The organism is Devosia sp. FKR38 (assembly GCF_005222805.1).
In the GTDB taxonomy this organism is placed as follows: Bacteria; Pseudomonadota; Alphaproteobacteria; order Rhizobiales; family Devosiaceae; genus Devosia.
On sequence record NZ_STGC01000005.1, the window covers coordinates 2,569,178 to 2,582,064 of the forward strand.

15 protein-coding genes and 1 pseudogene are annotated in these 12,887 nt (G+C 64.1%); 5 read left to right on the top strand and 11 right to left on the bottom strand.

The genetic code is table 11. The features are described 5' to 3' along the window. Positions 1 to 64 precede the first annotated feature (64 nt). The gene (locus E8M79_RS17400) at positions 65 to 238 is read right to left on the bottom strand and encodes a DUF465 domain-containing protein (RefSeq protein ID WP_137153105.1); all 174 of its coding nucleotides are present in this window, start codon (positions 236 to 238) and stop codon (positions 65 to 67) included. A 154-nt stretch (positions 239 to 392) separates the two neighbouring features. On the opposite strand from E8M79_RS17400, the gene E8M79_RS17405 reads away from it, so the two are divergent. From E8M79_RS17405 to E8M79_RS17415, 3 genes are all read left to right on the top strand, one after another. Then, positions 393 to 608, top strand: coding sequence for a DUF465 domain-containing protein (locus E8M79_RS17405; RefSeq protein WP_137153106.1), 216 nt, complete (start codon positions 393 to 395; stop codon positions 606 to 608). Between the two features lie 76 nt (positions 609 to 684). Further along, the gene (purE, locus tag E8M79_RS17410; RefSeq protein WP_171015913.1) at positions 685 to 1,179 is read left to right on the top strand and encodes a 5-(carboxyamino)imidazole ribonucleotide mutase; all 495 of its coding nucleotides are present in this window, start codon (positions 685 to 687) and stop codon (positions 1,177 to 1,179) included. 4 nt (positions 1,180 to 1,183) lie between these two features. Beyond that, entirely contained in the window at positions 1,184 to 2,269 is a 1,086-nt protein-coding gene (locus tag E8M79_RS17415) for a 5-(carboxyamino)imidazole ribonucleotide synthase (RefSeq protein ID WP_282568114.1), read from the top strand. A 101-nt stretch (positions 2,270 to 2,370) separates the two neighbouring features. Here E8M79_RS17415 and E8M79_RS17420 read toward each other — a convergent pair whose 3' ends face one another. Next, positions 2,371 to 3,063 carry an alpha/beta fold hydrolase gene (locus E8M79_RS17420; RefSeq protein ID WP_137153109.1) on the bottom strand — a complete coding sequence of 231 codons (693 nt, stop codon included), beginning with the start codon at positions 3,061 to 3,063 and terminating at the stop codon, positions 2,371 to 2,373. 234 nt (positions 3,064 to 3,297) lie between these two features. Here E8M79_RS17420 and rpsU point away from each other — a divergent pair, with 234 nt between their 5' ends. After that, on the top strand, positions 3,298 to 3,573 hold the full coding sequence (gene rpsU / locus E8M79_RS17425; RefSeq protein WP_137153110.1) for a 30S ribosomal protein S21: 276 nt from the start codon (positions 3,298 to 3,300) through the stop codon (positions 3,571 to 3,573). Between the two features lie 75 nt (positions 3,574 to 3,648). Here the strand turns inward: rpsU and E8M79_RS17430 are convergent, their stop codons facing one another. The 3 genes from E8M79_RS17430 to E8M79_RS17440 form a co-directional block, all read right to left on the bottom strand. Continuing rightward, positions 3,649 to 4,875 (bottom strand): multidrug effflux MFS transporter, encoded by a 1,227-nt coding sequence (locus E8M79_RS17430; protein ID WP_137153111.1) that lies wholly within the window; start codon positions 4,873 to 4,875, stop codon positions 3,649 to 3,651. Then, positions 4,872 to 5,684 carry an alpha/beta hydrolase gene (locus tag E8M79_RS17435; RefSeq protein ID WP_137153112.1) on the bottom strand — a complete coding sequence of 271 codons (813 nt, stop codon included), beginning with the start codon at positions 5,682 to 5,684 and terminating at the stop codon, positions 4,872 to 4,874. The genes E8M79_RS17430 and E8M79_RS17435 overlap by 4 nt, the downstream gene beginning before the upstream one ends. Positions 5,685 to 5,759: 75 nt before the next feature. After that, a complete protein-coding gene (locus E8M79_RS17440) occupies positions 5,760 to 6,398 on the bottom strand; it encodes a DsbA family oxidoreductase (RefSeq protein ID WP_137153113.1) in 639 nt (212 codons plus the stop codon). A 155-nt stretch (positions 6,399 to 6,553) separates the two neighbouring features. Here E8M79_RS17440 and E8M79_RS17445 point away from each other — a divergent pair, with 155 nt between their 5' ends. Beyond that, positions 6,554 to 6,760: a SlyX family protein gene (locus tag E8M79_RS17445; RefSeq protein ID WP_137153114.1), complete on the top strand. Its 207-nt coding sequence runs from the start codon at positions 6,554 to 6,556 to the stop codon at positions 6,758 to 6,760. 4 nt (positions 6,761 to 6,764) lie between these two features. Here the strand turns inward: E8M79_RS17445 and E8M79_RS17450 are convergent, their stop codons facing one another. The 6 genes and pseudogenes from E8M79_RS17450 to E8M79_RS17475 form a co-directional block, all read right to left on the bottom strand. Further along, positions 6,765 to 7,391 carry a LysE family translocator gene (locus E8M79_RS17450; RefSeq protein ID WP_137153115.1) on the bottom strand — a complete coding sequence of 209 codons (627 nt, stop codon included), beginning with the start codon at positions 7,389 to 7,391 and terminating at the stop codon, positions 6,765 to 6,767. A 2-nt stretch (positions 7,392 to 7,393) separates the two neighbouring features. Then, positions 7,394 to 8,797, bottom strand: a complete 1,404-nt coding sequence (locus E8M79_RS17455) for an NAD(P)(+) transhydrogenase (Re/Si-specific) subunit beta (RefSeq protein WP_137153435.1) — start codon at positions 8,795 to 8,797, stop codon at positions 7,394 to 7,396. Positions 8,798 to 8,804: 7 nt separating this feature from the next. After that, entirely contained in the window at positions 8,805 to 9,107 is a 303-nt protein-coding gene (locus E8M79_RS17460) for a proton-translocating transhydrogenase family protein (protein ID WP_137153116.1), read from the bottom strand. Between the two features lie 264 nt (positions 9,108 to 9,371). Beyond that, positions 9,372 to 10,652: pseudogene (locus E8M79_RS17465) on the bottom strand (Re/Si-specific NAD(P)(+) transhydrogenase subunit alpha); the annotation flags it as partial. A gap of 64 nt (positions 10,653 to 10,716) precedes the next feature. Next, on the bottom strand, positions 10,717 to 10,872 hold the full coding sequence (locus E8M79_RS17470) for an aa3-type cytochrome c oxidase subunit IV (RefSeq protein WP_137153118.1): 156 nt from the start codon (positions 10,870 to 10,872) through the stop codon (positions 10,717 to 10,719). Positions 10,873 to 10,933: 61 nt separating this feature from the next. Further along, complete coding sequence (locus E8M79_RS17475) at positions 10,934 to 12,736, bottom strand: M3 family oligoendopeptidase (protein ID WP_248305025.1); 1,803 nt, start codon at positions 12,734 to 12,736, stop codon at positions 10,934 to 10,936. Between the last annotated feature and the right edge of the window lie 151 nt (positions 12,737 to 12,887).

The window sequence follows — 12,887 nt, forward strand, 5'->3', positions numbered from 1 at the left end:
CAACAAAAAAGGGCCGCGGCTTCTGCCGTGACCCTTCATCCCTACCGGGGAATACTGCGCCGCATTACTGTGTCATTGCAGAGAACTTGTAGAGTTCGTCCTTCACTTCGAGCTTCTTGCGCTTGAGTGCGCTGACCATCAGATCATCAGCCCGAGTACTCTGCATCTCGGCCTGGATCTGGCGGTCCAACTCCTGGTGGCGCCGTTCGAGCGCCGCGATATGCCCTTCAGTCGTCATGACAACTCCTAGAAAGCTATGTGGACAAGCCATCGTCACAAATAATTCACGCGTTGTCGACTGCCCTTCTGGAGCCCACGGGAAATCTGGTGCAAATCACCGTGCGATCGGTTAACCAAGGGTGAGTTTTAGCCGTCTGGGCGGGTGCCGATCCATGTTGTCGCTGACCAAGGAACAGGAAGCCAGTTTTGGTCTCGAACTGGCGACAAAGCGCCAGGAACATGCCGATCTCGACGCGGCCATCAACACGCTGACCCAGTCCCACATTGCCGATCGAATGCTGATACAGCGCCTCAAGAAGCGGAAGCTGGCGCTCAAGGATCGCATTGTCCAGCTCGAGAATTATTTGCTGCCCGACATCATCGCATGAGGCCGTCCCGGCCTTGATGTGTGGCGACAATTGGGCTAGTTCCGCGCTTTGCTTGAGACCGATGGGGGAATCGGCCGTGCTGACCAAACCGCTCGTCGCCATTGTCATGGGCAGCCAGTCTGACTGGCCCACCATGCGCCTGGCCGCAGAAACCCTTGAATCGCTGGAAATCGAGTACGAGGCGCGCATTGTCTCGGCGCATCGGACGCCCGAGCGTCTCGTCGAGTTCGCCACCAGTGCCCGCGCCGAGGGCTTCAAGATCATCATCGCCGGCGCTGGCGGCGCCGCCCATCTCCCCGGCATGATCGCCGCCATGACGCCGCTACCGGTGTTTGGCGTGCCCGTGCGCTCCAAGGCGCTCAACGGGCAGGACAGTCTTCTGTCCATCGTCCAGATGCCCGGTGGCATTCCGGTGGGCACTCTTGCCATTGGCGAGCCGGGCGCCATCAACGCCGCCCTGCTCGCCGCAGCCGTGCTCGCGCTCTATGACGATGAGCTGGCGGACCGGCTCGATGCCTATCGCGCCCGCCAGACCCAGGCCGTCCCTCTTTTCCCTGCAGACACAGAGTAGCCTCTTGTCACAAGCGACCCCACCGCTGCCCACCGGCAGCACCATCGGCATTCTGGGGGGCGGCCAACTGGGTCGCATGCTGTCGCTGGCTGCCAGCCGACTGGGCATGCGCACCCATATCTTCTGCCCCGATCCGCATAGCCCGGCCTTCGAGGTCACGCCCCATCGCACCATCGCCGCCTATGATGACGAGGTGGCCCTGGCCGCCTTTGCCGACGCGGTCGATGTGATCACCTATGAATTCGAAAATGTCCCGGCCGCCACCGCCGAGTTCCTTGCCGGCCGCAAGCCGCTGCGCCCCGGCGCCAATGCCCTGGCGATTTCGCAGGACCGGCTAGCCGAGAAGTCCTTCCTGGCCGGCAAGAACATTCCCGTGGCACCGCATCGCGCCGTCTACACCCGCGCCGATCTCGACGCCGCCATTGCCGACCTCGGCCTGCCCGCCGTGCTCAAGACCACGCGCCTGGGCTATGATGGCAAGGGCCAGCGCGTCCTGCGCACGCCCGACGACGCCGACGCCGCCTTTGCCGCGCTGGAACCCAAGCCGCTCGTGCTCGAGGCCTTTGTGCCCTTCGACAAGGAAATTTCGGTTGTCGTGGCTCGCAATACCGCTGGCGAAGTGCGCAGCTTCGATCCGGCCGAAAATGTGCACCGCCACCATATCCTGCACACCAGCACCGTGCCCGCCGACATCTCTGCCGGCCTCGAAAAACACGCCGCCATGCTGGCCAAGGTCATCGTCGTGGCGCTCGATTATGTCGGTGTCCTGGGTGTCGAGTTCTTTGTCGTTCCCGGTGAACGTCCGACCTTGATGGTCAACGAAATCGCTCCGCGCGTACACAATTCCGGCCACTGGACGGAAGCGGTCTGCCTGACCGACCAGTTCGAGCAGCATATCCGCGCCATTATCGGCTGGCCGCTGGGCGACCCCGCCCGTATGGCCGATGTCGTGATGCAAAACCTCATCGGCGACGAGGTCCTGGCCCTGCCCGGCAGTCTGGATGGCAACACCCAGCCCCATCTCTATGGCAAGGCCGAGGCCCGGCCCGGCCGCAAGATGGGCCACGTTAACACCATCACCCGGCGCTAGAGCGTTTCCAGCAAAAGTGGACACCGCTTTTGCGGTTCGGAAACGCGACCAAACAAGACCCTGGAGCCGTTTCACCGATGCAGCGAAGCGGTGAAACGGCTCTAGCGCGCAAGCCAGTCCGCCATCGCCGCCACAACGGCCTCCGGCGCTTCCATCGTCGGCAGATGCCCGCAACCGGCGAAACGCACCAGCCTGGCGCCGGCGATGGCCGCTGCCATCTCCTCGGCCAGCTCTGGCGGCGTCACGCCATCGACCTCGCCCACGCCCACGAGTGCCGGCACGCCAATGGCGCCCAGTGAGGGCCGCGAGTCGATCCGGGCCATGATCGCCGCCTGATGCTTGAGATAGGCCTCTGCCCCGGCCCGCTCGGCCATGGCCACCACTTCGCCCACCAGGGGCGTGTCCAGATTGTGTGGGGCCATCAGGCCGGGCTGCAGCGTCCGTGCCACCAGCCCGAACTTACCCTCCTGCACCAGTCGGATTGCCGCCTGCCGCGCCTGCGTGCGTATGGCGTCGTCGGCCCGCGCCGAGGTGTCCAGCAGCGCCAGCCGTGTCACCCGCTCGGGCGCCTGCCGCATGATCTCGAGGGCCACATAGCCGCCCATGGAGAGGCCCGCCAGGGCGAATCGCGGTGGCGCGCTGGCCAAGGCCTGCTGTGCCATGCCGGCGACGCTGTCCGGGCCGCGCAGGTCCGCCACGCTGCACTGCGCGCGCGTCCCCAGACCCGCCACAACATCACGCCACAGCCGGGCATCGCAATTCAGGCCGGGCAGCATCAGCAGGTCTTGGGTCATCATCGCACTCGGTGTCTTGTCACAATGGACGCCGATTGTTTCCCGCCCCAGCCTGTCGGGCAAGCGCAGACGCCGTATTGCTGCGGTTTTTATCCATGAGTCAGTGGACAAGCCCGGCAAGCTGGGCTATAGACCGCCCCACGGTGATCAGCCTTGCTGGTCGGCGACGGGATGCTCTATCGCGGCGCCACTATCCAAACCCACATGTCCAAGCTTCGAAAGGGCGGTTGACCTTTGCAAGTAGTCGTTCGCGATAATAACGTTGATCAGGCGCTTCGCGCGCTGAAGAAGAAGCTGCAGCGCGAAGGCGTCTTCCGCGAGATGAAGCTGCGCAACTACTACGAGAAGCCCTCTGAGAAGAAGGCTCGCCAGAAGGCTGAGGCCGTTCGTCGCGCCCGCAAGCTGGCCCGCAAGCGCCTGCAGCGCGAAGGTGGTCTGCCCGCTCCGGCCGCTGCTGCCCGTCCCGGCCAGCCCGCGCGTCCCAGCGCTTCGGTCACGCCGCGCAACTAAGCGCTGCTGCACCACAGAATTTGAAACGCCGTCCTTTTGGGCGGCGTTTTCTTTTGTGCTTTGTCCGACCTTCGATCAGGTCTCCGGCGGACTTGCTGCCCGGCCGCGGGCCGACACCCGGCGCACCAGGGCCACGGCAATGGTCAGCGCGGCCATGATCGGCATCAGCGTGGTCAGCGCGCCGCTGGCGGTGGCAAAGGCGATGCTGGCCAGGGTTGAACCGACAAAGCCCCCGCCCACCTGGAAAACCCCCGTCAGCGCCCCCGCCGCCCCGGCAATGCCGCCGAAATCGGCCATGGCGGCGGCTGTCGTGCTCGGTCCGATGAAGGCCAGCGACAGCATCCACAGTGCCACCGGCACCATCACCGCCAGCGCCTCGCCGGGTAACAGCCGCGGCGCGATGCCAAAGCCCAGTCCCGCCAGGGCAATCAGCACCAGCCCGACGCGCACCATGTTCAGCCCGCTGAGCCGCCGCGCCGCATAGCCGGCTAGCACATTGCCGGAAATGAACGCCCCGGTCTGGATCAGCATCACCATGGCAAACTGGAACGTATTGAGCCCGATCTCGTCGATCAGGATGAATGGCAGCAGCGCCGCAAAGCCATAAAAGCCGCCGAAGGACAGCGCCAGCACCAGCGCCGGCAGCATGAAGCGGCCATCGCTGAGCAGCAGGCCATAGTTGCGCACAATCGTCTGCGGGCTTAGCGGCATTCTGGCCGCTTCCGGATGGGTCTCCCGCGCCGCCACACTGATCAGCCCCATCAGCAGCAGCCCATAGCCCGCCATGACCAGGAACAGCAGGTGCCAACTCCCCACCAGAAGGATGGCACTGCCCAGCGTCGGCGCAATGGCCGGCGCTACCGTCAGGATCAGATTGATCAACGTCAGGATGCGGATGGACTCAGCGCCGGTGAACTGGTCCCGCACCATAGCCCGCGACAGCGCCACGCCCACCGAGACGCCGATGCCCTGCAGCACCCGCCCCGACAGCAGCGCCTCAACACTGCCGCCCAGCGCCACGACAACACTGCCCACCACATAGAGCGAGAAGAACAGCACAGCCACCTTGCGGCGCCCCAGACTGTCCGACAGCGGCCCGCACACCAGCTGTGCCAGCGCAAAGGCTGCGAAATAGACCGCAAGAGACAGCTTGCCCACCGCATCGGTCGTGCCCAGCTCGGCAACAATGGTCGGCAGCGCCGGCCCATAGAGCGAGATGGATAGCGGCCCGGCCGCCACCATAAGCCCCCCGATCAGCGCGGTGCGCCGCGCCGACATGGGGGTAGCAACCAGGGAGCTCATGATGCGGTCATGGCCCGTTCGAAGAAGGGCTCGGCCCGGGCCCAGATGCCCCGCGCCCACATGTCGCTATGCCCGGCACCGGGCTCGATCCAGAGATTGTCTGGATGCGGCGCCAGCCCATAGAGCCTTTCGCCATTGGAAACATCGATGGTCTTGTCGGCCGTGCCATGCGCCACCATCACCGGCTCGCTGACATCGGCCATCCAGACATTGCTGGGAAACTGGTCCTGCATCACGAGCCCCACCGGCAGGAACGGGTAGCGCTCCGCCGCCACTGTCACAGCCGACAGGAATGGCGTCTCCAGCAGCAAGGCCCTGGCCTCGCGCTGGCTGGCGACATAGGTTGCCGGTCCCGACCCTAGCGAACGCCCCCAGATCACGATGGGCGCACCCTTTTCGGCCGCCCAATCGAAGGCGTTGATGGCGTCTTCCAGGATATGCTCCTGGCTGATGCTGCCTGGCGACATCGGAAAGCCGCGATAGTCGAAAGCCAGAAAGCCATAACCATCGGCCACGAACTGCACATAGCGCTCGTGTTCCTTGCTGAAGCTGCCCGAATTACCCTTGTAGAAGACAATCAGAGGCTTGCCCGGCTGCGGCGCCTGATACCAGCCATTGATCACACCATCGCCCGATGCAATAGCGACGGCCTGGGCCGCCGTCAGCCCGCTGTCCGCCAGCGGCGTGATGGGGCCTTCCGCGTCATACTGCAGTGCCCGCTGGTTGACATACATATAGGCGAGTGCGCCGCCATAGGCGACAACCAGCAACAGGCCCAGGGCCAGCAATATCCGACGCAGCAGTTTCACGAGTCACTTCCATGGGCTATTCCGCCCTGAATCTACAGCATCGGCGCCCGCTTGCCAGCCACTCGGCTGGGGCGGCTACATTTCGGCAAGGGTCTGCGCCAGTGCCCGCTCGAAAACCTCGTCAGGCTGTGCGCCGGAGAGGGCATATTTCTCGCCGAAGATAAAGAACGGCACGCCGCGAATGCCCTGTGCAGCGGCATCCGTAGCCAGCTGCTCGGTGATCGCCAGCTCGTTCTCGTCCCCCATGGCATCAAGAGCATCGCCCCGATCCCAGCCGAACTCCACAGCAATATCGGCCAACACATTGTCGTCATTGATCTGCCGATGCTCGAGGAAATAGGCATTGGCAATGGCATTGGCCAGCTCGTGCTGGATGCCCAGCGGCTTGGACAGCCGGGTGATCGTATGGGCCTTCTTGGTGGGGAACATGCGCGGCTGCTGGCTGAGGTCGAGCGTCACGCCGGCCTTGGCCGCCTCGCCCTCGACGCGCGCCCACATCGCCTTGGGATCGCTGCCATATTTCTCCCGCAGCATGTCAGCCACCACCACGCCTTCGGCCGGCGTATTGGGGTCGAGATAGAACGGGTGGTTCTCGATCACCACCTCCACATCGTCGGGCAGGGCCGCAACGGCCTTGTCGAGCCGTGCCGATCCGACGATGCACCAGGGGCATACCACATCGGTGAACACGTCGATCTTGAGCTGCTTGGTCATGGCAATTTCCTTTTCTGCCCGTCACATGGCCCGAAAAGCCCCGTTCCGCAAGAACGCACGCCGAGGTAACCTGGTTTCGGCAGGTGCCAATTGGTTGTGAACCATGGGCGAATGCCATGGCTTGCGCTAGAAGCGGGCAAACAGGATTTATCCCTATGACCGACCACGCCCAACGCCTCGACACGCTCGAAGCCCGGATTGCCTATCAGGACCAGACGATCGAGGAACTCAACGCCACGATCACCGCGCAATGGCGTCAGATCGACCTGCTCACGCGCAAGCTCGACCAGATGGAACAGCAGGTCCGCTCCGGCGTCCACATCGCCGACCCCGCCACCGAGCGGCCACCGCCGCATTATTGAGCCGTCACCGCGCCGTCGACAGCGCCACCCAGGCGGCAACGCCGACCAGCAGCGCCGCGAACACGCCGCCCATGATGCGCCGGCTCTTTGCCCCCGTCAGCAACGGCTGTACGGATCCGGCCAGCACCACCACCGTGGCATGCACCATCGTGGCCACCGCCACGTAAATCGCCCCCAGCATAGCGGTCTGCGCCACGGCCGATTGCCCTGGTGCCATGAAGCTGGGCAGCACAGTGATGTAGAAGAGTGCCGCTTTGGGATTGAGCAGATTGCTGATCAGCCCCCGCCGGAACGAGCGCCAGCCCAGCATCTCGGGGTCAAGGCTTTCCAGCGGACGTTGCCCATCGCGCCAGGCGTCAACAGCCAGATAGAGCAGATAGGCGACGCCCGCCCAGCGCAGCGTCTCATAGAGCGCTGGCTGAGCCGCGATGGCCTCGCCCACGCCCAGCACCGCAAGAACGCCCAGCAGTGCCAGCCCCAGCGCCACGCCGGCCACAGCATATAGACCCGCCAGACGCCCCCGCTCGGCCCCGAGCACGGCCAGATAGGCCATGTTCGGACCCGGTGTCAGCTCGATCGCCACGCAGGTAACGAAAAAGGCGACGAGGCCGGTTGCGGCCTCGCCTGTCATCGCTAGTGGCCAAGGGCCTTGACGATGTCTTCGGTCATCTTCTTGGCGTCACCGAACAGCATCATGGTGTTGTCGCGGTAGAACAATTCGTTCTGCACGCCCGCATAGCCAGCCGCCATGCCGCGCTTGATGAACAGCACCGTGCCAGCGTCCTCAACGTTCAGAACCGGCATGCCATAGATCGGGCTGGTCTTGTCGGTCTTGGCTGCCGGATTGGTCACGTCATTGGCGCCGATCACAAAGGCCACGTCCGACTGGGCGAACTCGGAATTGATGTCCTCGAGTTCGAACACCTCGTCATAGGGCACATTGGCTTCCGCCAGCAGCACGTTCATATGCCCCGGCATGCGGCCGGCCACCGGATGGATGGCATATTTGACGGTGACGCCTTCCTTCTTGAGCAGGTCAGCCATTTCGCGCAGCGCGTGCTGCGCCTGGGCCACGGCCATGCCATAGCCCGGCACGATGATCACCTTGCTGGCGTTCTTCATCAGGAAGGCTGCGTCGTCGGCAGCGCCCTGCTTGACCGGACGATCATCCTCTGCCCCGCTGCTGGCTGCAGCGGTGTCGCCACCAAAGCCGCCCAGGATCACCGAGATGAAGCTGCGGTTCATGGCCTTGCACATGATGTAGCTCAGGATCGCGCCCGACGAGCCCACCAGCGCACCGGTGATGATCAGCGCCGTATTGCCCAGCGTGAAGCCGATGCCGGCGGCGGCCCAGCCCGAATAGGAGTTGAGCATCGACACCACCACTGGCATGTCCGCGCCGCCGATCGGGATGATCATCAGCCCGCCCAGCACCAGCGCCAGCACCGTAATGGCCCAGAACAGCCAGGGTTCGGCCGAGCTGGCAAAGGCCCAGATCAGCGCCACAATGGCCACGCCCATCACGATATGGATGGCATGGCGCGCCGGCAGGATGATGGGCTTGCCGCTCATATTGCCATTCAGCTTGGCAAAGGCGATCACCGAACCGGTGAAGGTAAAGGCGCCGATAGCCACGCCCAGGGACATTTCGATCAGCGCCTGGGTGTGGATATGCCCCGGCGACCCGATCTGGAACGCCTCAGGCGCATAAAGCGCTGCCGCCGCCACGAACACCGCGGCAAGGCCCACCAGCGAGTGGAAGGCCGCGACCAGCTGCGGCATGTCGGTCATCTTGACGGTGCGGGCCATATAGGCGCCGATACCACCGCCGAGCGCGATACCGCCGATGATCAGCACCCAGCTGAGCACATCGCTTGGTGCCGCCAGCGCCAGCGTGGTCAGGATGGCGATGCCCATGCCGATCATGCCGAAGCGGTTGCCCTGCTGAGCCGAGCGGGGATTGGACAGACCACGCAGCGCCAGGATGAACAGCACGCCCGAGACCAGGTAGAGAAGGGCTGCAATATCTGCAGAAATCATCGGTTCAACCCTTCTTCTTGTACATGGCCAGCATGCGCTGGGTGACGAGGAACCCGCCAAAGATATTCACGCTGGCAAACACCAGCGCGATGAAGCCAAAGACCTTCGAGAGCCAGCTGGAATCGGTGGCCAGATGCACGCCCACGGCCAGCAGCGCGCCCACCACGATCACCGAGGAGATCGCATTGGTCACGCTCATCAGCGGCGTATGCAGCGCCGGCGTCACCGACCAGACCACGAAATAGCCCACAAAGATCGCCAGCACGAAAATGGCCAGGCGGAAGGTGAAGGGGTCGATCAAATCCATTTACTTCTCTCCCTTGGGTGCTGCCGGCGTCTTGGCCGCAGCGGGCTTTTTGGCAGTCGCGGGTTTGGCGGCAGGGGCCTTGGCGTCTGCAGCAGGCTTCACAGCCTTGGCACGCACCGGCTTGGCCACGGTTGGCTTCTCGGCAGCCGCGGCATCGATCACCGCAATGGCCTCTGCCTTGGCCGCCTTGCGGGCTGCCGTCGGCGCCTTGGCTACAGGCGCCGCCACCGGGGCAGCGTCAGCGGCTTCGGCAGCCGGCTTGCTGGCCGGAGCCTTGGGCGTCGCGGGCTTGGCCGCTGCCGCCTTTGGTGCGGCGGCCTTGGCCGTCACGCTCTTGCCGCTCGCTGGCTTGGTTGTGGCCGCCTTCGTCGCTGTCGTCTTGGCAGCAACGGGCTTGGCTTCGCTCGCCATCGCCGCGCCGACAAAACTGGGATGCACCACCAGGCCATCGCGGGTCAGCACGGTCGCCTTGACCAGTTCATCGTCCCAATTGACAGCCAGTGTCTTGGTCTTGGCGTCAATCAGCGTGGTCAGGAAGGCCAGCAGATTGCGGGCATAGAGCTGGCTGGCCGTGGTGGGAATGCGCCCCTGCACATTGGTGTAGCCGATAATGGTCACGCCATTATGCTCGATCACCTGGCCGGGCACGGTCAGTTCGACATTGCCGCCGCGCTCGGCTGCCAGATCGACGATCACCGAACCGGGCGCCATCGATTCCACCATCGCCTTGGTGATCAGCCGCGGCGCCGGACGCCCCGGAATGAGCGCCGTGGTGATCACGATGTCCTGCTTGGCAATGTGCTGCGCTGTCAGCTCGGCCTGCTTGGCCTGGTATTCCGCGCTCATCTGCTTGGCATAGCCGCCGGCCGTTTCGGCCTGCTTGAATTCCTCGTCCTCGACGGCAATGAACTTGCCGCCCAGGCTTTCCACCTGTTCCTTGGCCGCCGGGCGCACGTCGGTCGCCGACACCACCGCACCCAGCCGCTTTGCCGTGGCAATGGCCTGCAGCCCGGCAACGCCCGCCCCCATCACAAAGGCCTTGGCCGGACGCACCGTACCGGCAGCGGTCATCATCATGGGCATGGCGCGGTCAAACACCGCCGCCGCTTCGATCACGCCCTGGTAGCCAGCCAGATTGGCCTGGCTGGACAGGATATCCATCACCTGGGCGCGCGTGATGCGTGGCATGAATTCCATGGACATGGCTGTGACGCCGGCCTTGGCCAGCGCGGCCAGCGCCACGTCATTGCCATAGGGGTCCAGCGCACCGATCAGCAGGGCACCCGGGTTGACGCCGGCCAGCGCCGCCGCCTCGGGGCGCCGCACTGTCAGCACCACATCGGCCTGCTTGAGGGCCGCCGCCGGCGTTGCGACAATGCTCGCCCCGGCCGCCGCATAGTCGCTATCCGGAATGCGCGATCCCAGGCCCGCGCCGGCTTCCACCGCAACGCTCGCGCCCAGGCTGATCAGCTTACTCACCGTCTCCGGTGTTGCCGCCACGCGGTTCTCATTGTCGGAACGTTCGCGGACGATGGCTATCTTCATCAATATCTCCTGCCCGCCTGCCCGGCGGACAGGCTCGGTTTGAATGCCTGAACCTGCCTGAAAATCAGGGCTTGATCAGGAAGTACAACACCACGGCCGATGCGGCCAACGCCAGGATGGACCACTTCACAGCGGTCAGGAAGCCGTTGTAGGTCGCTTCGTGCTGGGCATAGTCCATCGGGGATTCAACCTGCAGTTCGGCGTGGTGTTTGGTGGCCATTTTGTCCTCGTTCGTCCAGTGCTCAAAAAGTCTATGCGTCTAAAGTCGGCCGCTGCAACCGCTAGGGCGCAGTGGCTTCCAGCTCATCGATCAGCCCCTCGATCATCGACAGGCCAAGCGACCAGAATTCAGGATCCTTCGCGTCCAGTCCGAACGGCGCCAACAGTTCAGAATGGTGCTTGCTTCCCCCCGCCTTGAGCAGCTCGAAATACCGCTCGGCAAACCCTTCGTTTGCCTTCTCATACTGTGCGTAGAGGGAGTTCACAAGGCAGTCGCCGAACGCATAGGCATAGACGTAGAAGGGCGAGTGGATGAAGTGGGGAATATAGGCCCAGAAGCTCTCGTAGCCCTCATTGGCGACGATGGCGTCGCCCAGCGATTCCTTCTGCACATCCAGCCAGATCTGGTTGATCTCCTCGGTGCGCAGCTCGCCCTGCCGCCGGGCCGTATGGACGCGCCGCTCGAAGGTGTAGAACGCGATCTGGCGGACCACAGTATTGAGCATGTCCTCGACCTTGCCCGAGAGCAGCGCAAACCGCGCCTTGGGGTCCTCGGTCTTGTCCAGCAGCGAGCGGAACGTCAGCATTTCGCCGAACACCGAAGCGGTCTCCGCCAGGGTCAGTGGCGTATTGGCCAGGATCGGGCCCTGCGCCGCCGCCAACCGCTGGTGCACGCCATGGCCTAGCTCATGGGCCAGCGTCATGATATCGCGCGAGCGCCCCATATAGTTCAGCATCAGATAGGGATGCGCGCTGGGCACTGTGGGGTGGGCAAAGGCGCCTGACAGCTTGCCATCCCCGCTCGGCGCATCGATCCAGCCCGAGTTGAAGAAGGGCGCGGCCACTTCCGCCAGCTTGGGCGAGAACTTGCCATAGGCTTCCATCACCGTCGCCACGGCGCTGTCCCAGTCCCAGGTGCGTTCGTCGCTGGTGGGCAGCGGCGCATTGCGATCCCAGGCATCGAGCTTGTCCTTGCCGAACCACTTGGCCTTCATGGCGTAGTAGCGGTGGCTCAGCCGCGGATAGGCCGCCTGCACGGCCTGCTGCAGCGCATCGACCACCTCGCGCTCAACCGAATTGGCCATGTGCCGGCTATCGGCAATATCCTCGTAGCCGCGCCAGCGGTCCGAGATTTCCTTGTCCTTGGCCAGCACATTGGTGATGTGCGTGAACAGCCGGCCATTGGCCTTGAGCGTGACGCCCAGCGCCTTGAACGCGGCCTCGCGCTTGGCGCTGTCCTTCTCGCTCATCAGGTGCAGCGTCGCCTCGAGATTGAGCACTTCGCCGTTGACGTCAAACTCCAGGCTCGACAGCGTCTCGTCGAACAACCGGTTCCACGCCGAGAAGGCCGTGACGGACTTGTCGTGGAACAGTTCCTCGAGCTTATCATCGAGTTGGTAGGGCTTGGCCTTGCGCAGCTCGGCAAACCAGGTGCGATAGCGCGCCAGCTCTGGGTCGGCAGCAAAGGCGGCTTCGAGATCGGCGTCCTCGATGCGGTTCAGTTCCAGCTCGAAAAACAGCACCCGCGTCGACAGATTGGTCAGCGCCTCATTGGTGTCGCCCATGAACTTGGCACGGTCGGGATCGGTCGACTTCTGCGCATATTGCAGGAAGGAGAACGAACCGATGCGCCCGGTTAGATCGCCCAGCGCCTCGCTGTCCTTGATCGCCTCGATCAGCCGGCCAGCCTTGGTCAGCTCCACCAGTCGGCCCTTGTACTGGCTCTCGAACCGGACTGCGTCTTCCTTGGCCTTGTCGAGCCCGGCCTTGAACTCGGGGCTGTCCACACCTGGGTAGAGATCGCTGAGATCCCACACCGGCAAATTGCCGAACTGATTGTGGCTCTTCTGAGCGGGGGCGGTCATGGCAGATCTCCGGCTGGTCATCATTTGGCGCGGACCTTAGCCAGCACAGACGGGGATGGGAAGGGTCAAGCGGCCACAGCTTGCGCAGGGCCAACCTCGCCCTTCCCAATACGGCATGCCGTCCATGTCGTCTTGCCCCGACGGGGGGCAG

What these genes read in the sequence shown, in the direction of transcription:
- E8M79_RS17400 (WP_137153105.1), bottom strand. Translation starts at nt 238, where the DNA reads ATGACGACTGAAGGGCATATCGCGGCGCTCGAACGGCGCCACCAGGAG.
- E8M79_RS17405 (WP_137153106.1), top strand. Translation starts at nt 393, where the DNA reads ATGTTGTCGCTGACCAAGGAACAGGAAGCCAGTTTTGGTCTCGAACTG.
- E8M79_RS17420 (WP_137153109.1), bottom strand. Translation starts at nt 3,063, where the DNA reads ATGACCCAAGACCTGCTGATGCTGCCCGGCCTGAATTGCGATGCCCGG.
- E8M79_RS17430 (WP_137153111.1), bottom strand. Translation starts at nt 4,875, where the DNA reads ATGAGCTCCCTGGTTGCTACCCCCATGTCGGCGCGGCGCACCGCGCTG.
- E8M79_RS17440 (WP_137153113.1), bottom strand. Translation starts at nt 6,398, where the DNA reads ATGACCAAGCAGCTCAAGATCGACGTGTTCACCGATGTGGTATGCCCC.
- E8M79_RS17445 (WP_137153114.1), top strand. Translation starts at nt 6,554, where the DNA reads ATGACCGACCACGCCCAACGCCTCGACACGCTCGAAGCCCGGATTGCC.
- E8M79_RS17450 (WP_137153115.1), bottom strand. Translation starts at nt 7,391, where the DNA reads ATGACAGGCGAGGCCGCAACCGGCCTCGTCGCCTTTTTCGTTACCTGC.
- E8M79_RS17460 (WP_137153116.1), bottom strand. Translation starts at nt 9,107, where the DNA reads ATGGATTTGATCGACCCCTTCACCTTCCGCCTGGCCATTTTCGTGCTG.
- E8M79_RS17470 (WP_137153118.1), bottom strand. Translation starts at nt 10,872, where the DNA reads ATGGCCACCAAACACCACGCCGAACTGCAGGTTGAATCCCCGATGGAC.
- E8M79_RS17475 (WP_248305025.1), bottom strand. Translation starts at nt 12,736, where the DNA reads ATGACCGCCCCCGCTCAGAAGAGCCACAATCAGTTCGGCAATTTGCCG.